This window comes from Nitrosomonas sp. Nm34, from assembly GCF_900113925.1.
GTDB lineage: Bacteria > Pseudomonadota > Gammaproteobacteria > Burkholderiales > Nitrosomonadaceae > Nitrosomonas.
Genome location: NZ_FORD01000007.1, coordinates 41,781 through 60,901 on the forward strand (window position 1 = coordinate 41,781; position 19,121 = coordinate 60,901).

The window sequence follows — 19,121 nt, forward strand, 5'->3', positions numbered from 1 at the left end:
AATAAACTGCTTTTTCATTCAGCCTAGCTTTAAGTCAATCGAGGACATGAAAAAGCTATTGCATATGATGATAGCATTTAGAATATAAATCTACTGCCGTTGTTTTATTAGCCAGCTAAAAGATCAGGATGTAATAGATGGTTTATATGCTCAAAACAATAGATTATGTTAATAAATCATGACTGAAACTTACTACGCTAATGGTATTACAGCACAGAATCTTCGTACATTTCTTGAATTGTGGCTATTGGTTGCAATTGGAATCGAAGATAACAAGGAAACGATAAATGATTGTGATGATCGGCTCTTTGATAAAGAAGATGAAGAGTTCAGCTGGTGTTATTTATACGAGATTTCTACTAAAGACCTTGTGGTTTTATTATGTACTGGGCTTTTGCAGTTTGTTTCACTAGAGCAAATCTTGGGGTGGTTCAAACAGATGTCCGACTTTCCAGGCAATATTAGCGCATTGCCTGATATTTGGAATCAGGTGAACGAGCACTTTGATGCACGGCCAAATCCAACCAAAGATGATCTTGAAACGTAACCTAAAATTTAATATTGTTACAAATCAAATATTTACATTGATTGCCAAGCAAAAAATAAGTGTCACACAGCCTCAAACTATAGGGTTCTTAGCATAGTTTGGCACAAAATTGACACAATCTTTTTAATGACCTTTTCCTGTCATAACCTGAGTCTAAGATCTATAAATTTCAAAAGCATACAGTCAACTATTTTTGTTAAAAATACCCTTACCTCTTTTTGCTAACATTCATTACCCATATCGATTTTATTCACTTTAAATTCCTAAGCGTTTTCTTGTTATCTATTGAAAAGACCTATAACCAACTAAAAAAAATTAATTTGGCCCAACAGTCTGGCATCGCCAGTCTGTCTCTCTTCCTTGTACAATAGCAAAGCTGTTGTACCACGAAAAATTATTCAATTTAGATAATTTGTAGCACGGCTAATAGGGGTATACAAAGAAAATTATGAACACACCGATAGCAATAAAAATTCATTTAAGCAAATGAAGTAAAGGAAAAGCATAGTATGCAACCAACAAACGTGAATGTAAGTACTCTTTTTGGCAATAAGATTCAATTTAGAATTCCTCTTTTTCAGAGGCATTATGTTTGGGGATTGGAGGATCAGTGGCAACCTTTATGGGAAGATATTCAAGAAAAATCAAACCAAAGATTGCAACAGCAAAAGAGAGGTAAATTTAGCCATTTTACTGGTGCAATAGTCATACAACAAAAGTCTACCAATGTGGATGAAGTTCCAAAGTACGAAATAATTGACGGACAACAACGGTTAACGACTTTCCAAATAATTCTTTGTGCACTTCGAGAAATATGCGCATCATTAGAATTTAAAGAAATTTCAGATGAAGTGAATAATTACATTTTAAATAAAGGGATGTTGTCTAAAGAATATGATGGTGAACAATACAAACTTATCCCTACTGAATTTGATAGATTCTCATTGAAATGTATCGTCGAAGGTTCAGCCAGTGATACTTTAGTAGGCAAGAAGGGACAAATTCTTTCAGCGTATACATATTTTCGGCAAATGATTAATATATATGCTACTGGCGATCGAAATAAGCTTCTTTCATTATTTCATGCAGTACTAAATGATTTCGGAATTGTTCAGATTTTAATAGATTCAGATGACGAGCCTGAGATGATTTTTGAGTCGCTAAATGGAAGAGGTAAAGCTTTACTTCAGTTTGACTTGCTTAGAAATAATCTTTTTCTAAGAACGCGAATTTCTGAAGAAGACAGAGATACTTTGTATCAAGATTATTGGAGTCATTTTGAAAATAATTATTGGGAAACTGAAGTAATGCTTGGGAGAAAAAAGGAAGCATTATCTGAACATTTCTTTCAACATTTCCTTATGGCGAAATTGGGCACAGACAGCGTTACGCCATTATTTAAAGTTTATCAACGGCAGTACCGAAAAAATTTGCTTGGGGATCAGAATTCTTCTAGTTATGAGCTTTCTGAGCTTAGCAGATACTCGAAGGTTTATAAGGAAATAATCGATTGTAATACTGAGTCAGATATTGGACTCCCTATGAGGTTTTATAAAATATTTGATATAACTAGTCTGCATCCTTTTATCTTGTTTCTTGTGAATGAGTCGAAAGCCACAAAAGATGAAATCGCATTAATTTTTCGCATATTGGAGTCGTATACAATTCGTCGAATACTTTGTACCACTCAAGGCCACAAGAATTACAATAAATTTTTTTCTGACGTCATAAGAAAATTTAATGGAAACAAGATTTGTGTGAATTCATTTGTTGAATACCTTTCTGATCAGAATTCTGATACAGCAAAATGGCCTGATGATAGGGATGTTCAATCAGCACTTAATGGGAATTGGTCAAAGATAGGTGTTAATAAAAATGTTCTTCGATATATCTTATATAGAATTGAGCTACTAAGTAGGGATGAAAATCGATTTACAGAAAACAATAATTTACCATTTAAACAGTTTACTTTGGAGCACATTTTGCCTCAGAAATGGAGAGAAAACTGGCAATTGCCGTTTTCTGGCAGTTCTATAAGTTTTAATGAATTATTTTCTGAGGAATATAAAAAGAATGATCCTCTCTGGGAGCTTTTGCCTTCAAAAGAAGGTTTGGTCGATCCATCCTACTCTGAAGCATATGAGTTAGCACTGGAAAGGGATAACTTAATTCAAAGTATCGGAAATTTGACGATTGTTACTGGGCCATTAAATTCAAGCCTATCAAATGCTCATTTTTTAGATAAAAAAGAGTCTTTATTTTTTAATTCAACACTAATGCTAAGCAAAGAAATATCTAAGTGCGAAAATTGGAATCTAACTGAAATCCGTGAAAGAGAGCGAAATCTAGTTGTCAAATTTTGTAAAATTTGGCCTGATGCTAGAACTTTTAATCAGAATTTCGCTTAAAAATCCAACCCAATTGGGAATACACATTAGCAGCTGACTACTACCGCTGCAAATCTACTAGGTATTTTATTACAAAACAAAATACTTGCCCCTAATTGAATTCCTGACCTGGATTCTAGCCTAGGATCAACGGAATAACAGTCTGGCTCAACCAGTCAGTTATTCTAATACCTTAAACAAAAGTGAAGTTGTTGTGTACATTCTTAGGTGGGTGTGCGATTTTATAAGTCTTATCAAATTCTTTAAATTAGGCTTGTTGCTCAATAAGCACAAAATATTTGTAATTTTTCTCAAAAAATTAACTAGATAGCATGGATAAAGGAATAAGTGCATTACCATCCCTAAATTCTTCTACAAGATGTACATTTTCAAGATCATCCCAAAGATCATGGTTAATATGTTCAAAAACAATCATTTGAAATTCTTTACCGGAGTTAGAAATGCATGTGATAAAGTAATTCATAAGTTTTAGAGCTGTTTTAACCTTAAAAATATCTAAGTGATCCAGTTTTTCTTTTCTACTTTCACCTTCCCCCCAATACGGTCTGCTAAATTGGTCAATAATAAGAAATGGAGGGACATATCGGATATTTCGTTTGGCAATTATTTCGTGCAAACCAAGAAATAAAAATAAATGTAAGAACATGTGATTAGAGCTACTTCCTATATTCTCAACAAAATCTGTTTTAGGTTTTCTTAGTTGCAGACTCTTATCTTTATAATTAAACGAAGCACGATACTCGCCATAATTTTCCAAAGCCGATTTTGTAAAATTAATATAATCTTGAATAGTCTCATCTAAAGCTTTAATAAACAGCAATCTTCTGTTTTCTACTAGTTCTGCATCTAGATCATCCAACATATTTTTAAGTTGTTCAATTTTAGCGCTTTTTGAGCTATCTTCTTTATCTTGATCTTTTTCATAAAGTGAAAGTTTTGCTTTGATTTCACCGATAAACATATATTTTTTTTTATCATTTTCAAAAGATTTTATCTCTTTTGGTAATAAAGCTATCTCTCCTCTAAGTTCCTCAAGACGCTTTTCATATCGATTGATGATGTCGGATATATTGCTATCCATCGGGTTTTTACCATAAATATATTTTTTGATCATGATATAGTCCTCCTTCAAGCTAGCAATTATTTCGTCATATATTGAAGTTTTTAGTATGTCGGAGTACTTCTCGACCATAAATTCTATGGGTTTTAGACTATCACTAGTATCTTTAAGATTTTCCTTGTAATTTTTGTATTCTTTGGAAAAACGCTTTAAATTTCTTATTTTTCTGATTACTATATTAATTTCCTGGCTTACAGAATCATATTTCTCAGGAATATCCGCTCTAATCGCAGTATCAACTTGAGCAATCAGTTTCTTGAGTTCTGAAACTGCGTCATCAATATTGGAGTTTTCGGGTATTAATGCAAATTCTTTGGCCGTCTTTACTATTTCCGCTAACTGAGTGTAAAAAGCATCTTGTTTTTGGTTGAGTTTTTTATCTTCACGTTCTAGTTTCCTTAGTTCTCGTTCAATTTCATCGCGTTTTTCTCTTTTTAGAATATTCTCGACGTTATCAATCCCAACTGCTAAATCAAAAGTTCGGGGTAACGCTTCTCTATATTTTTCATCTTTTTGTTTATCAAAAAATTCTTCGCTATGTGTGATGATGTCCTGCGATATTGTGTTAAAAAGTAAAAAATATCTCAGCGATATTCTAGAATTAGCTTTGATGACACGACCTCCATAAGAAATTTTTATGTCATGATTTATATCAAAATCAGTTTCTAAAGAAGTTTTCAATGCACTTTCTGTTATATTAGAATGAGGGAACTTTTCCGGTATTTTTCCAGTAGAAGAAAAATAATAATCAGGTGAAACTATAGTTTTAAATGGTGCTTTTCTTGCAACTGTATAACATTTGTCATTGATGGAAAATCTTATGCCATACCATTCAACATTTTCATTAATAATGCTATCGGATATTTTATGGCGACTCGCAAACAAACAATAATCAATGATATCAAGTATCGCCGTTTTTCCTGTATTACTATTACCCGTTATAATATTGACTTTATTCGGAAGGAATTTCAAAGTACGTATATTTCCTTTTTTCAACCATATAATTAGATTATCGAAATTAAACTTCATAATTCTATCCTTAAGCTCAAATAGAGCTCCTCAACATCATCGTTCAGAGCTAGCGCTATATTAGTTGAAGCTTTATATATTTTTTCTGTTCTACGCCCCATTGATTTATGGTAGGCAAATTTATGGTCAATAAATAATATAGAGTTCTTAATTTGAGCAATTTCAAGCTCATTTAGAAGCTGTATGGAGTTAAGAGAGGTACACAGGTTATCGTAATATCTTTGATTAAAGTTTGAAAAGAAAGTGGTTTTTTCAATAATAAGCTTTTCTAACCCTTGTATTCTTACATTACCATTTGAAAGGTAGCTGAGAAGCTCTTTGTGTGTGATGAATGGAAGTATCAATAGAGCTTTAGTCAAAGGCATAGAACTAACCCGACCCACAACAAATGCAATACTTAGAGCAGCTATACCAATGTTGTTATATAGTATCTTTCCGCTCATTTATATTTTTCTTCCCAATTTTTATGCCAACCTATCTCCGGAATATCTGAAAGACGATAAAATTGCCCATTACTCATATCAGTTGGTAATTCTTGCGTAGCTATTGGCAATTTCTCTTTTCGCATTGAATCCAATAAATCTCTAGCTTTCTCAGTTACATTTTCCTGTGTACAATTTCGATAAGTTTTTCTGAACTCATTTCTCCACCGTAATTTTGATTCCTTATCGAATGCTTCCAACTCGTTTGCTGTTAGATCCCCATTTTTGTACCACTCATCAATATTGTTCTGAATAAACAATCTGTAGCGGGTAAATTCTGCCATCGTCTCTAAATCATCAGGCTGAATATCAGCGATATCAATGAGCTGCTGTATGAATTTTTGGTCTGTTAGATGGTCAGGAAGATTACCAATTAGGGACTTTAGCGTAAGTATTTCATTTCTCGCAAGATCAAAATGCCGTCTGTATTTTTTGTAAAACTCCTCAAAACTAATAATAATTTTGTTTCTTGCTTGAATAGATATGAAATTATCTTGGCGTATTTGAGAATCTAGATTTCTAAAAACGTCCTCTATTTTGCGTTCATCTATTTGCTTTTCTTTTATCGCTAATTTACATTTTTTTATTATGTCATTACACTCAAGATCAAAATCTAAATTTTCGAGAAAAGTTTTTCTTACGTCAGTATCTAAATCAAGTACATTTTGAATATAAACTTTTAGTTCATTGTCCTTCGTTTTATCTTTTAGTACATTTAGATAGAAATCCAACTCAGATAAGTTTAAATTTCCTGATTGAAAATTTTTGATTGTATTGAGTGCTGTATTTTCTTCACTATTCGACTTATTTGATATCAATAAAAAATCAGTTTTATTAACAAAATTTAGCTGATCCATCTTCTTTTCTCTTCCCGCATACTTGTCGACTATGACTTGACTCCAATTTGAAAGTGTTTTCCAAAGATCAGGGTCTAAAGTTGTCAGATTTTTTGTGCCTCCATCTGCCTTTATTTTAGTGGAGTGCTTCAACTGCACTAGAATTTGTCTGTCGCTAGAAAGTTCTGTATGGACATCATCTAACACCTCCAACCCAACTTTCTCTCCTGTCTTCAGGTTTAACAATCTATAAAAAAAATAGTAGTACTGAAAATCAAAGCCGATCGATTTGTCTTCTGCGCTAGTTTTTTCTGCATGCGTTTTCGTCATGGAGCTAATATGCAATAGATTAAATTCAAACGTATGTCATACGTCAATTACAACTTTTCAAAGTGGCAAGAAAAATAAGTCCATTGATAAAAGTTTTTGAATACTTGCCGTTCTAGCAAAATTCCAATTACATAATCTCATTACTTGGAATTAGTTTGTGTAATTTCCATCTTTATATCCTTATTTCGATATAAATAATACCTCTCTCTGCTTCTAATCTACATTATTTTAATAAAGATACGGTATGATGAATTCATTAAAAGAATACGGTAAGCTATCAATTGATCAATTCAAACAGCTCGTTAATGAATACCTGGAATTCGCAATCAGATGCAAGAACCACCAAAATTTATATGCTCTACTTCAAAAGATAAAATAAACGAGATATTAGATAGAGGATTTTACTGAGCAAATTTATATGAACTTCCATTCAGTGAGCAACTTGCATTATTGATATGTGCTTTGGGTCGCGCAAGTAAATTGCATGAGGCTGCTCATTCGAATGATCCTACACGCAGCAAATCGGTTCCATTAGCCTACGTAAAGATTTCCAGTGAGTATTTGACACATAGGAGTCCAGCCGCAGCAGAAAAAGCGCTACGGGCTATCCTGGAGCAATTGGGCACTCTCCATGAATCCGCTAATGTCAGCCGTATCGATTTGTTTGTAGATTTTATTAGCTCAGAAAATATGGAAAGCTGGGATCGTCATGCCTGGGTAACACGTGCTTCTGCTATTAACCATTATTCTACCGAGCGTCAATTCTCTGGCTGGACGATTGGCGCGGGTGGTGTCATCAGTTGCCGTTTATATAACAAAACGCTGGAAATCCTCAAGCAATCCAAAAAAACCTATTTATATGAGCTCTGGTATCGCGCGGGATGGAATGGGCTCGATCCGGTATGGCGGCTTGAATTTCAACTCAACCGAGAAGTCATTACCCAAAAGGGACTGCAGAAACTTTTAGACGTGTTAAATCATCTGAATGGCCTATGGAGCTATGCCACAACAGAATGGCTACGCTTGACGTTACCTAATTCAGATGACCAAACACGCTCACGTTGGCCGATTCACCCCTTATGGGGTTATTTGTCCTCAGTGGACTGGCAAACCAATGATAGTCCCCTACTCCCTCGTTTTAATTCAGCCCGTGTTCCTGGCGTTGATAAGCTATGCAGCAGTTTATTAAGCTGCCTCACCTCTTACATGGCGCGGGAAAGGATTTGGAATTTGGATCATGGATTTGCTGCCTTTAAGCTCGCCTTTTGCCAGCACTTTGATGATATCAGCTCTTATCTGGGACTATCTTTCGATGATTTCATCTCGGAAAAAGTAGCGATTAAAGCAAGGAAGTTCAATACCATTCTTAATCGTGACATTGAAGCTGAGGAAAAAACTAAGTTAAGCAAATCTGCGGCTCAGTATCGGAAGCAGTCAGATGGCGAATAACGATGGATAAAGTTAGCCTGTCTCTGCCTGCTATTCGATGCCTCTCCAAAGAAGAAGCGGCATGTTACCTCGGTATCGGAGTAACCTTGCTCACTGAACTGGAGATTCCCTTTACCAAGCTGGGTCGCCGTTGTCTTTATGACAGGGTTGATTTGGATGCCTGGATAGAGGAATATAAGCAACGCGAGCACGGGCGGGCTAAGGAGGAAAATATATGGCCCAAACCCAAGAAGGCGTCTACCGGAGGCCAGATTCACGCTTCTGGTGGATTGCAACTACGCTCCCAAACAGCAAAAGAATACGCCAAAGTGCTGGGACTGAAAACCGACAAGACGCCGAAGCATTGCTAGCTAAAATTAAGCTAGAAGCCTTTCGAGAACATCATTTTGGATTTAAGCCTCAGCGTACCTGGCAACAAGCCGTGGTACGGTATCTCACGATTAAAGCAAATTTGCGCAGCTTCCGGGATGTACAACGGATATGTAGGATGCTTAATCCTTATTTGGGAACTCTGACATTGAATCAGATCAACGGGGACATGATTGGTCAGTAGTGCAAGGACAACTCAAAAAGGGAAACATACCAGCAACGGTGAATCGTTATCTGGCCTTAATTCGCAATTTGCTGATGATAGCACGCGATGAATGGCAATGGATCGATAGCATTCCCAAGATTTGTTTGCTGCCCGGTGAAGTGGAACGGGATCGCTGGCTGACGAGAGAAGAAGCAGATCGCTTGATTGCGGCTTCCCCTGAGCATCTGGCGGCCTTGATCCGTTTTGCTTTGACAACAGGCTGCCGTGCACGTGAGATTATCGGCTTGGAGTGGATTCGCTTCGATTTGAATCGGCGCACAGCGTGGTTGAATACAACTAAAAATGGCACGCCGAGAGGTGTTCCGTTGAATAAGGATGCAGTCATGGTATTACAGGAGCACATAGGAAAGCTTCACCAATTCTGCTTTACTTATCGTGGTCAGCCTATTGGTTGGGATCTAACCAATACGGCCTGGATAAATGCGACTAAGAAAGCTGGGATTGAAGATTTCCGTTTTCATGATTTGCGCCATACCTGGGCTTCCTGGCATCGTCAGGCTGGCACGAGCTGCGATGAACTGAAAGACCCGGGCGGCTGGAAATCGCGCAATATGGTCGATCGTTATGCTAAGTTTGCTACTGAAAATCTGGCGTTTGCTGCTTCCAGAATCGAATCGACAAGAGATAGCAAAGTGATTCCGTTGTCACGTTTCTGTCACGTTGAGAACGCGGTCAAAAAGGGTGAGTCTAGCAAAACCTCGAAATAAGTGGCTCCCCGACCAGGGCTCGAACCTGGGACCTGCGGATTAACAGTCCGTCGCTCTACCGACTGAGCTATCGGGGAATATGCGTCACAAGAAGCGCATATGTTAATGTTTTGAACGCTAATGGTCAACCTTCATGTTGTTAACATTTTTACTGCTTCTTATATAAGCCTAATTTTTATGACATTTTCTACTTTTTTGCAAAAGCTTATATCGTGTAAATTAAATAAGAATATTACTAAATACGTAATGTTGTTCCTTCATTTACTACCCTTCTCTGCTCTGCATTAATACTCTTTCATTAACACGCTTCATTCGAGTCATCCCCATCACTCCACCCGCAGGTGACCCTTTTATCACTCAAACCCAGGAAAAACTTTGCTGATAACACAAGCACTTGAGCAAAGTAACCCAAAAGAAAGCAGTTAAACTATAGTGGCCAGCAGCTTGGCCATATTGGCCGCTTAATAAGCAAACTATTAATAACATACAAAAAAGATGCATCATGCACAAAAACCTTCAAGCTTTCCTGAAAGCAAAAATAAAGCCTGACAATCAGAATGAAACATGACGTAATTAAACGAGATAATTCCCCAACAAGGCCACGGGATGAGTTCGTTTATTAAAAAACAAATACTAATAAAGTATTCCTCTTTGATTTTAATAAAATTTTATTAAAATAGGGCCCCCAAATAAAAAATATAATTTTTCTTAATTGCCAAGAATTAGTGGCAGCATTAATTAAATCAAAAATAAATGCCCGGGAGGGGGCAATAAAATAATGTTTTTATCCAGTTCTATTTGGCACATCAAATCGAAATTCTGCTCCGAAATAAGAAACAGTTTATTGAAACTATCTTTCAGTTTAGTAATCGCTACATTCTCATATCAGAATCTCTCAGCAGCGCCCACGGAAGCAGTGCGCACGGATTCGGCTAGCATGGACTCGACTAGTCAAAAATTTAATTGGTCACAGACGCCACCAGTAACACCCGGCCCTCGCCCGGGACTTTTTGTGATGCCCCCTACCGGAGCAGGCTACTATTCATTGCTGGATTTAATGGCAAGGAATAAACGCGAAGCACCGCCCGTTGCGCCCTATGCTCCTTTTGCCTTGCTTACCACGCCTGCGTTTGAGATTGATTTTCGTTATCTTGAAAAACCAGAGCATGAAAAAGATTTTTTTGATCCAGTCAAACGCATTTATCTGAATGACGATTGGCTGCTCTCATTTGGAGGTCAGTTCTGGTACCGGTTCATGAATGAAACGGATAGCCGTCTCAATGCGGCGGGTACTGACAATACCTTCCATCTTTTTCGTACCCGTTTCCATGCTGATCTATGGTATCAAGATAGATTCAGGCTATTCGCTGAATTTCTGGATGCGCGTACGTCTGGTCTGGATATGCCTGCCTTACCTACTGATACCAACCATACTGATATGCTGAATCTTTTCGCAGATATCAAATTAGGGCAGTTCCTCAATGGGCCTGCTTATTTGCGGGTAGGTCGGCAAGAATTACTTTATGGTTCTCAGCGACTGATTTCCACCTTGGACTGGGTCAACACGCGTCGCACCTTTCAAGGCATTAAAGGATTCTGGCGAACGCCTAACTTCGATCTGGATGCCTTTTTTGTCCGACCGATGATTACAGAAAAGAATCAGTTTGATAATTGGGATCACGATCGGAATTTTTTCGGTTTATGGGGCACATACCGACCAATGAAGGGTCAACTGGTTGATCTGTATATACTCAGCTTGATTGATAACCGAACTGTTTCACAAGCAAATCTTCTGAGTGGAAATATCCTGCAAGGTGATTCCACCCTGGAAACTGTGGGTGGTCGTTTAGCCGGCGATTACAACCGGTTCCTTTATGAGTTAGAAGGAATGTATCAGTTTGGCAGACGCTCTCACCAGGATATCTCGGCTTTTTCTGTGGCAACAGGTGCTGGCTACCAGCTTCCCTTACCTATGAATCCCCAATTTTGGTTACGCTATGATTTTGCCTCTGGTGACAGCAGCGCAAATGATGGAAAATCCAATACGTTTAATCAGCTTTTTCCATTTGGCAACTATTATTTAGGCTGGATAGATCAGGTAGGTCGTCAGAATATTCATGATTTCAATGCTCAGTTCTCATTACATCCTCAACCGTGGTTTACATTTCTCGCACAATATCACCGTTTCTATTTGGCAAACAAACGCGACTTTCTGTACAATGCAGCAGGGGTAGCAACACTGCACGACGCAACAGGGCAATCAGGTACTCATGTTGGTGATGAAATTGATTTTCGTGTCAATATCCATGTGGACCGCCATCAAGACATACTCGTAGGATATTCCAAACTATTCACAGGCAATTTCATTCAAAATCAGCGACCTGGGGTTCATCCTGACCTCTTTTACGTTCAGTATAATTTTCGTTTCTGATGATCAAGAGGAATAACACAATGAAAAAACTGCTATTAATTATAACTGTCGCCTTCACTGCTTTTTTACTGGAACCAGCACTTGTTTTATCTGACCAGAATGTTCCCTCAACAAAAACAGAGAAATTACCAGATGATGAAGGGATAGTCGTCTCAGTGATGGATACGACAGGTTATACCTATATGGAGCTGGAGAATGGGGGCAAGCGTTTCTGGATTGCAGCGCCTACCACCAAAGAAGTCAAGGCTGGTGACCATATACGCTTTGTTGAAAATATGAGGATGCACAACTTTACCAGTAAAACCCTGAATCGCACATTTGATCAACTTATCTTTGTGACCTCAACCCAAGTAAAGGTGGCTCAATAACTGATAACAAAGAATTCTCAGATTGGGGACTGATGGTAGTGTTTGACTTGTCGTGACCATCTCGTGACAATCGCATCATTGTTTTTGGTCAACAAACCCAATGAACAGCTTATTTTTTAGATTTTTGATTTCATCACGATATTGAGCTGCCTTTTCAAACTCTAAATTTTTAGCCGATTCCAGCATTTGTTTTTCTAACAACTTGATTTCTTTTGTTAGCTGAGATTCACTCATATGGTCATAGCGAGCCTGTACTTGGGCTATTCCAAGTTTTCCCTGTACAGGCTCATTGCTATAGACACCATCAATCAGATCCTTGATACGTTTACTGACACTTCGCGGTGTAATATGATTGGATTGATTAAATAACGTTTGCTTTTTACGCCGCCGTTCAGTTTCATCTATAGCCCGCTGCATGGAATTGGTCACACGGTCAGCATAAAGAATAGCCGTCCCATTAATATGACGTGCGGCTCTTCCCATGGTCTGAATCAGCGAGCGCTCTGAACGCAGAAAACCTTCTTTATCCGCATCCAGTATACCTACTAACGATACTTCCGGAATATCCAACCCTTCCCGCAATAGATTGATTCCAACCAGGACATCAAACTTGCCAAGGCGCAAATCCCGAATAATTTCGACTCGTTCAACCGTATCAATATCCGAGTGAAGATACCGCACTCTAATCCCATGGTCCGAGAAATAATCAGTCAAATCCTCTGCCATACGTTTAGTAAGCGTGGTAACAAGCGTTCGCTCCGCCTTCGCCGTACGCAGCGTAACTTCCGACATCAGATCATCTACCTGCGTGGCTACCGGACGTATGATAATTTCCGGATCCACCAGACCAGTAGGCCGAACCACCTGCTCTGCAATCTGGCCGCTTTTACTTCGCTCATATTCTGCTGGCGTCGCTGAGATAAAAATGGTCTGAGGCATCAATTTCTCAAACTCATCAAATTTTAGCGGTCGATTATCTAATGCGGAAGGTAACCTGAAACCATAACCCACCAGATTCTCCTTACGCGACCGATCACCCTTATACATCCCTCCTAACTGAGGAACAGTTACATGACTCTCATCAATAATCATTAAAGCATTATTGGGCAGATAGTCGATTAATGTAGGTGGAGGCTCACCCGCTTTTCTGCCTGAAAAATGACGTGAATAATTCTCGATACCTTTACAGAAACCCAGCTCATTCAACATCTCCAAATCAAAGCGAGTGCGCTGCTCAATTCGTTGAGCTTCCACCAGCTTGTTTTGCTGATGAAAATACTCAATACGTTCTGCCAATTCAGTCTTGATGGTCTCAATTGCTCGTAGCGTAGTACTTCTCGGCGTTACATAATGACTCGAAGGATAAACGGTATAGCGTGATATTTTTTGCAGAATGCGTCCTGTTAGCGGATCAAAGGAAGAGATATATTCCACCATATCATCAAACAACGATACCCGGATGGCTACCTCTGAATTCTCTGCCGGGAAAATATCAAGTGTATCGCCCCTCACCCTGAAAGTACCGCGGCTAAACTCGAATTCATTTCGCTGATACTGCATGCCGGTAAGCCGCGCGATAATATCTCGTTGGGATATTTTCTCATGTTCGCGCAAGTGCAGGATCATACTGTGATAATCAACCGGGTCACCAATACCATAAATGCAGGATACCGTTGCCACAATAATGGCATCTTTGCGTTCAAGCAGTGATTTGGTTGCAGAGAGGCGCATTTGTTCAATGTGCTCATTAATACTGGAATCTTTTTCTATGTAAAGATCGCGCGAAGGAACATACGCTTCGGGTTGATAATAATCATAATAAGACACGAAATACTCAATGGCATTCTCCGGAAAAAATTCCCGCATTTCTGCATATAATTGTGCCGCCAGTGTTTTATTAGGAGCGATGATAATCGCGGGACGTCCTAGTCGGGCAATGGTATTCGCTATCGTGAAGGTTTTACCTGAGCCTGTCACTCCCAGCAATGTTTGAAAAAGCAGACCATCTTCTACACCTTCAACCAGTTTGCCGATTGCCTCAGGCTGATCGCCAGCAGGCTCAAAAGATTGGTAAAGTTTATAAGGACTGTTGGGAAAGGTAATAATCACAGGTATAATTTCAATGCAAGAAACTAATTTAATTCTATCATGTTGGGTACCGACCATTTCAGGAGCACAGTAGTGGAACTCTCAAAACGCGCACAGGCTATCAAACCATCGCCTACTCTAACCGTGACTGCCAAAGCTGCAAAGCTTAAATCTGAGGGAAAAGATATTATTTCACTCGGGGCAGGTGAACCTGATTTTGACACACCACAACATATTAAAGAGGCAGCCATTGCTGCAATTAATGCTGGTTTTACGAAATATACCCAGGTAGGGGGTACACCCGCGCTCAAAAATGCCATTATTGCAAAATTTAAACGTGACAATGATTTAAATTTTACTGCTAAAGAAATTCTCGTTTCCTGTGGCGGAAAACAAAGCTTTTTTAATCTGGTATTAGCCACGATCAATCCTGGTGATGAAGTGATTATTCCGGCCCCCTATTGGGTTTCTTATCCCGATATTGTGTTTATAGCTGAAGGGAAACCTGTTTTTATAGAAACAGGTATCGAAGACGGCTTTAAAATTACCGCGCAACAACTGGAAGAGGCCATCACTCCAAAGACAAAAATGTTTGTTATCAACAGTCCTAGCAATCCATCTGGTGCCGTTTATAGTCTGGATGAGCTTAAAGCATTAGGTGAGGTATTAAGAAAATACCCCAATATTTTGATTGCAACCGATGATATGTACGAACATATTCTTTTATCAAGTGATAAGTTTGTCAATATACTTAATGCCTGTCCGGATCTGCGCGCACGCACCATGGTCTTGAATGGTGTCTCCAAGGCGTATGCGATGACAGGTTGGCGAATCGGCTATTGTGGCGGACCTGAGCAGATCATCACAGGAATGGAGAATATTCAATCACAAAGTACTTCTAACCCTACTTCTATCTCGCAGATTGCAGCTGAAACCGCGCTTAATGGCGATCAATCCTGCATGATCCCGATGCAAGCAGCGTTTAAGGAACGTAATCAGTTTATTACTGATAGATTAAATAAAATTCCAGGCATGCGTTGTTTACTGTCTGGCGGTGCATTCTATGCGTTTGCTGATGCCCGGCAAGTGATACAAAAACTACAAAAAGATGGGCACATGAAAGATGATAATGATATCGATTTTAGCGAGTTACTATTAGAAAAAGCAGGCGTGGCTGTTGTACCGGGATCGGTCTTTGGTTGCAAAGGCTATATACGCTTATCTTTTGCGACTTCCATGAAAAATCTGGAAGAAGCCGTTAAACGTTTAGATAATATGCTGAAATAAGCGTAGTGCCGCTGAATCGGTTTTCCGTTTCCAATATAAGCCCGGTTTTGTTGACTCTCCTTGCCGCATGATTGATACCATCTGCCGCACGCGCTCACACCATGTTTGCTTGGGAATGAATCATTCAATAAACCCCAAACAACTCAATGGATCTAAGCGGTTAATTGTTAGTTATCAAAAAATTCAAGCGGTATATTTTTACTTTTTTTATTGCACTGCTTTAGGCAACCTTCTTCTTGGTCTTGCCTGCACGAGATGGGATATTGCAAAGTCCGCATACATGATTAGAATGTATTTCCAAGCTATGAACTATAAAATTACCCTTACATTTGGTGCAAGGGATAACACGCAATACTTTACTTTCCAGGAAACGTACTAACGTCCAGGCGCGTGTTAAACTTAGTACGCGCTGAAGGCTGTTAATTTCAATATGCTCAAGATATAGCTTATAGCTTTTTATAATGGCATCAATAGTATGCACATTGGTATGCTTAATAATAAAATTATAAATATTGATAAATAATGAAGAATGGACGTTGGGTTGCCAGCTGGTAAACCAGTCTTCAGAATAAGGTAACATCCCTTTGGGGGGAGATATCCCTTTTATCTCCTTATATAGCCTTACCAGCCTCTCACGGCTTAGTTCAGTATTTGCTTCTAAACTTGTAACCTGGCGCCAAGTTTAATTAAATCAGTAGCAAGTTGAATTTGTTTTGCTTCTGATATAAGGCTTTTTTCTCGCATACAGTTCTCTTTGACCTAATATTCTGAATTAAGCAATAACTTCGGTTGAAGACCCAGACATTAATATAGCAGCATGAGATTGGGCCAAGGCGCGATCCCGACCATGGTTAGATAAAATTTCAGTCAAGAGTTTGTCATCAAACCGGAAACGGCATAGCAACATATTAGAATTAGCCATTTTTAACAATTGACTAGAGGTAAGGCTCTTCAGAATATTTGCGACATCTTCACTAATACCGAGCCGATACATTGCTGTCACCTTGTCTTCATGCAACAATCGCTGAGCAAGTAACATATAGCCAAGATTAATCTCTCTTATTTCTTCATGAATCTGACTAGTTTCCATCACATTGCTCCTTATTTCCACTTTCATATTGAATTAAACACATCTTAAACTCGCAGCTCAGGAAGTAAATGGAATATCAACCAAATGAAGAGTCAGTATTTTACCCCCCCCTTTGTAAGGCTTCTTCTTATATTTCATACATTCATTTATTTATCATATGGATACAATAAATTTTTTTTATTTAACTTATAGGCTGAGCAAGCGATTACTATTAGATTTGCTATGTGTTTATTATTACCTCAAAATCAGGGAAACCAGAGATAGCGCAAACACTAAGAAACCCATAAAAATCAATGATAAGTAATAAGCATGCAAGGCAGGCTATAATTTATTTTTCCGGATCTTAATATATCAAGTAAAATTCAAGGTTAGCTTCCGCTACAAAAATAAGCAGCAGTGTTTTATACAGCAAATAGTGATGCTTATTCTTTAGTGATAAAGCAGAACTACTCGTAACATCCAAAGTCTCAGTAAGTGCAGTTAAGAAAAAATAATCATAAACAATTCGAGGGTATCGAATGAAATGCTGCAATGAGAAAATGAACTTTTTGATCGCTAATAAAGCGAATCGAGTAGCTTTTGCCAAAGTCTCGTCTCGAGTAGATAAGTGAAGCGCCAGTAGTGTTCATTGCAGCTATCGAAATGTATAGCAACTTCCCCCACACGCTTTCAAGTTCCCTAGTTTTTATTTAAGCATTCTTTACCATAATTTACACAAGGTTTGATATATGTTCATCAGTGTTCTTGATCTATTTAAAATCGGAATCGGTCCTTCGAGTTCTCACACTATGGGTCCAATGATGGCTGCCAATGATTTTCGCAGCCGCATTTATCAGCTTGTGGCAGCATCTTCGACTAATAAAGCGATGCATGTTCGTTGCGTGCTTAAGGGTTCGCTGGCTTTTACCGGCAAAGGTCATGCAACAGACCGGGCTGTCGTATTGGGACTTCACGGCTATACTCCTGAAGCATTGTCTGAGCAGGATGTGAATGCATTAACTGCAGAACTATGGACGACCCATTTCTTCACAGTCAACAAAAATACCGTCATCACATTCCACCCTGATAATGACATTATTTTCGATAAGCAGGAAACATTACCTCAGCACCCCAATGGGATGATTTATACGTTATTTGATGAAAACGAGAATGTTTTATTAAGTGAAACCTATTTTTCCATCGGAGGGGGATTTATTAATACGCTTGCTGAAATTAGTCAACTCAGTGCTCCCCTGAAAATGGAACCCGCCAAATCTTTTCCTTTTCCGTTTAATTCAGCACGCAGCATGTTAGAAATGTCTCAGCAAAGCAATTATTCAATAGCCGAGATGAAGCGTGCCAATGAATTGACGAAAATATCGGCTAATGAACTTGATGAGGGTTTAGATAAAATTTGGCATGCCATGCAACGTTGTATTAAAAATGGTTTAACAGCAGAAGGACAACTCCCTGGCGGCCTCAAGGTATCGCGTCGCGCTAAAAAACTTTTTAATCAACTTCAAGATGACTCTAATAAAAAAGCAACTTTAAACGATTGGCTATGCGCGTACGCGATGGCAGTAAATGAAGAAAATGCAGCAGGCCACATGGTTGTAACTGCGCCTACCAATGGCGCAGCGGGGGTGATTCCGGCCGTACTCTATTACATGGTAAAACACGAAAACGGTAGTATTGAAAATGTAAGGGAGTTTTTATTAACCGCAGCAGCAATTGGGGGCATCATCAAACACCGCAGCTCTATATCTGGCGCTGAAGTGGGTTGCCAGGGAGAAGTAGGGTCAGCTGCTGCCATGGCTGCAGCTGGCCTATGCGCAGCCCAGGGAGGAACAGTCAAGCAAATTGAAAATGCAGCAGAAATTGCGATCGAGCACCACTTGGGAATGACTTGTGATCCTGTGGGTGGTTTAGTACAAGTTCCCTGCATAGAACGGAATGGATTTGGCGCCATTAAAGCCCATACAGCAGCAGCACTCGCTCGCCGGGGAACAGGCGACCATTTTATGCCGCTTGATAACTGTATTGAAGCGATGAGACAAACTGGCCTGGAAATGTCACATAAATATAAAGAAACCTCATTGGGTGGTTTGGCCGTAAGCATTACTGAATGCTGATTAATCCTCAAACAGGACAAACACGATACAGACACTCAGAAGGTTGGTCCTGTTGAGGTCGTAGCAGCGAGCTAAATTATCCTGGCAATGATGCAATTCATCTAAAAAACGGGTGGCACGATCAAGTAACACAGATCTGAGCAATATTTCTGCTTTCGCTAATAGGCTCTACCCTTCTTACTTATGCAGCGGGTCCCAGAATATTTGATCGAGTTACCGGTGACGAATACTTTTACAAAGCAA

13 protein-coding genes, 1 tRNA gene and 2 pseudogenes are annotated in these 19,121 nt (G+C 38.9%); 9 read left to right on the forward strand and 7 right to left on the reverse strand.

Annotation, left to right across the window (positions count from 1 at the left end; translation table 11 throughout):
• Positions 1-178: 178 nt before the first annotated feature.
• Both BM283_RS04735 and BM283_RS04740 read left to right on the forward strand, forming a co-directional pair.
• Positions 179-547, forward strand: a complete 369-nt coding sequence (locus BM283_RS04735; protein WP_254776168.1) for a hypothetical protein — start codon at positions 179-181, stop codon at positions 545-547.
• Positions 548-1,056: 509 nt separating this feature from the next.
• Positions 1,057-2,955 carry a DUF262 domain-containing protein gene (locus BM283_RS04740; RefSeq protein ID WP_090690222.1) on the forward strand — a complete coding sequence of 633 codons (1,899 nt, stop codon included), beginning with the start codon at positions 1,057-1,059 and terminating at the stop codon, positions 2,953-2,955.
• Between the two features lie 298 nt (positions 2,956-3,253).
• Here BM283_RS04740 and BM283_RS04745 read toward each other — a convergent pair whose 3' ends face one another.
• The 3 genes from BM283_RS04745 to BM283_RS04755 are packed head-to-tail and all read right to left on the reverse strand — an operon-like array spanning position 3,254 to position 6,752.
• Positions 3,254-5,104 (reverse strand): DUF3732 domain-containing protein, encoded by a 1,851-nt coding sequence (locus BM283_RS04745; RefSeq protein WP_090690224.1) that lies wholly within the window; start codon positions 5,102-5,104, stop codon positions 3,254-3,256.
• Positions 5,101-5,547: a three component ABC system middle component gene (locus BM283_RS04750; protein ID WP_090690227.1), complete on the reverse strand. Its 447-nt coding sequence runs from the start codon at positions 5,545-5,547 to the stop codon at positions 5,101-5,103. Before BM283_RS04750 ends, BM283_RS04745 begins: the two co-directional genes overlap by 4 nt.
• Complete coding sequence (locus BM283_RS04755) at positions 5,544-6,752, reverse strand: ABC-three component system protein (RefSeq protein WP_090690229.1); 1,209 nt, start codon at positions 6,750-6,752, stop codon at positions 5,544-5,546. Before BM283_RS04755 ends, BM283_RS04750 begins: the two co-directional genes overlap by 4 nt.
• A gap of 462 nt (positions 6,753-7,214) precedes the next feature.
• On the opposite strand from BM283_RS04755, the gene BM283_RS04760 reads away from it, so the two are divergent.
• The 3 genes and pseudogenes from BM283_RS04760 to BM283_RS04765 all read left to right on the forward strand — a co-directional run bounded on the left by BM283_RS04760 (position 7,215) and on the right by BM283_RS04765 (position 9,503).
• Positions 7,215-8,201 carry a replication initiation factor gene (locus BM283_RS04760; RefSeq protein ID WP_175492033.1) on the forward strand — a complete coding sequence of 329 codons (987 nt, stop codon included), beginning with the start codon at positions 7,215-7,217 and terminating at the stop codon, positions 8,199-8,201.
• A gap of 2 nt (positions 8,202-8,203) precedes the next feature.
• The gene (locus BM283_RS19850) at positions 8,204-8,551 is read left to right on the forward strand and encodes a helix-turn-helix domain-containing protein (RefSeq protein WP_254776170.1); all 348 of its coding nucleotides are present in this window, start codon (positions 8,204-8,206) and stop codon (positions 8,549-8,551) included.
• Positions 8,470-9,503: pseudogene (locus BM283_RS04765) on the forward strand (site-specific integrase). Before BM283_RS19850 ends, BM283_RS04765 begins: the two are co-directional and overlap by 82 nt.
• Before the next feature lies 1 nt (position 9,504).
• Here BM283_RS04765 and BM283_RS04770 read toward each other — a convergent pair.
• Positions 9,505-9,580, reverse strand: a tRNA-Asn gene (locus tag BM283_RS04770).
• A gap of 860 nt (positions 9,581-10,440) precedes the next feature.
• Here BM283_RS04770 and BM283_RS04775 point away from each other — a divergent pair.
• On the forward strand, positions 10,441-11,934 hold the full coding sequence (locus BM283_RS04775) for an alginate export family protein (protein WP_254776172.1): 1,494 nt from the start codon (positions 10,441-10,443) through the stop codon (positions 11,932-11,934).
• Positions 11,935-11,954: 20 nt separating this feature from the next.
• The gene (locus BM283_RS04780) at positions 11,955-12,302 is read left to right on the forward strand and encodes an NrfJ (protein WP_254776173.1); all 348 of its coding nucleotides are present in this window, start codon (positions 11,955-11,957) and stop codon (positions 12,300-12,302) included.
• A gap of 75 nt (positions 12,303-12,377) precedes the next feature.
• On the opposite strand, the gene uvrB is transcribed toward BM283_RS04780, so the two are convergent.
• Positions 12,378-14,411, reverse strand: coding sequence for an excinuclease ABC subunit UvrB (uvrB, locus tag BM283_RS04785; RefSeq protein ID WP_090690369.1), 2,034 nt, complete (start codon positions 14,409-14,411; stop codon positions 12,378-12,380).
• Between the two features lie 72 nt (positions 14,412-14,483).
• On the opposite strand from uvrB, the gene BM283_RS04790 reads away from it, so the two are divergent.
• A complete protein-coding gene (locus tag BM283_RS04790) occupies positions 14,484-15,677 on the forward strand; it encodes a pyridoxal phosphate-dependent aminotransferase (RefSeq protein WP_090690233.1) in 1,194 nt (397 codons plus the stop codon).
• Between the two features lie 220 nt (positions 15,678-15,897).
• Here the strand turns inward: BM283_RS04790 and flhC are convergent.
• A pseudogene (gene flhC, locus BM283_RS04795) lies at positions 15,898-16,421 on the reverse strand (flagellar transcriptional regulator FlhC).
• 28 nt (positions 16,422-16,449) lie between these two features.
• Complete coding sequence (gene flhD, locus BM283_RS04800) at positions 16,450-16,767, reverse strand: flagellar transcriptional regulator FlhD (protein WP_090690235.1); 318 nt, start codon at positions 16,765-16,767, stop codon at positions 16,450-16,452.
• Positions 16,768-17,495: 728 nt separating this feature from the next.
• Between flhD and BM283_RS04810 the strand changes: the two genes are divergently transcribed.
• Positions 17,496-18,878 carry an L-serine ammonia-lyase gene (locus BM283_RS04810; RefSeq protein ID WP_090690239.1) on the forward strand — a complete coding sequence of 461 codons (1,383 nt, stop codon included), beginning with the start codon at positions 17,496-17,498 and terminating at the stop codon, positions 18,876-18,878.
• Positions 18,879-19,121: the final 243 nt, after the last annotated feature.

Excerpts from the sequence above, each read along its gene's own strand:
- BM283_RS04775 (WP_254776172.1), top strand. The coding sequence starts at position 10,441 with ATGGACTCGACTAGTCAAAAATTTAATTGGTCACAGACGCCACCAGTA.
- BM283_RS04755 (WP_090690229.1), bottom strand. The coding sequence starts at position 6,752 with ATGACGAAAACGCATGCAGAAAAAACTAGCGCAGAAGACAAATCGATC.
- flhD (WP_090690235.1), bottom strand. The coding sequence starts at position 16,767 with ATGGAAACTAGTCAGATTCATGAAGAAATAAGAGAGATTAATCTTGGC.
- BM283_RS04750 (WP_090690227.1), bottom strand. The coding sequence starts at position 5,547 with ATGAGCGGAAAGATACTATATAACAACATTGGTATAGCTGCTCTAAGT.
- BM283_RS04780 (WP_254776173.1), top strand. The coding sequence starts at position 11,955 with ATGAAAAAACTGCTATTAATTATAACTGTCGCCTTCACTGCTTTTTTA.
- BM283_RS04735 (WP_254776168.1), top strand. The coding sequence starts at position 179 with ATGACTGAAACTTACTACGCTAATGGTATTACAGCACAGAATCTTCGT.
- BM283_RS04740 (WP_090690222.1), top strand. The coding sequence starts at position 1,057 with ATGCAACCAACAAACGTGAATGTAAGTACTCTTTTTGGCAATAAGATT.
- BM283_RS19850 (WP_254776170.1), top strand. The coding sequence starts at position 8,204 with ATGGATAAAGTTAGCCTGTCTCTGCCTGCTATTCGATGCCTCTCCAAA.
- BM283_RS04810 (WP_090690239.1), top strand. The coding sequence starts at position 17,496 with ATGTTCATCAGTGTTCTTGATCTATTTAAAATCGGAATCGGTCCTTCG.
- BM283_RS04745 (WP_090690224.1), bottom strand. The coding sequence starts at position 5,104 with ATGAAGTTTAATTTCGATAATCTAATTATATGGTTGAAAAAAGGAAAT.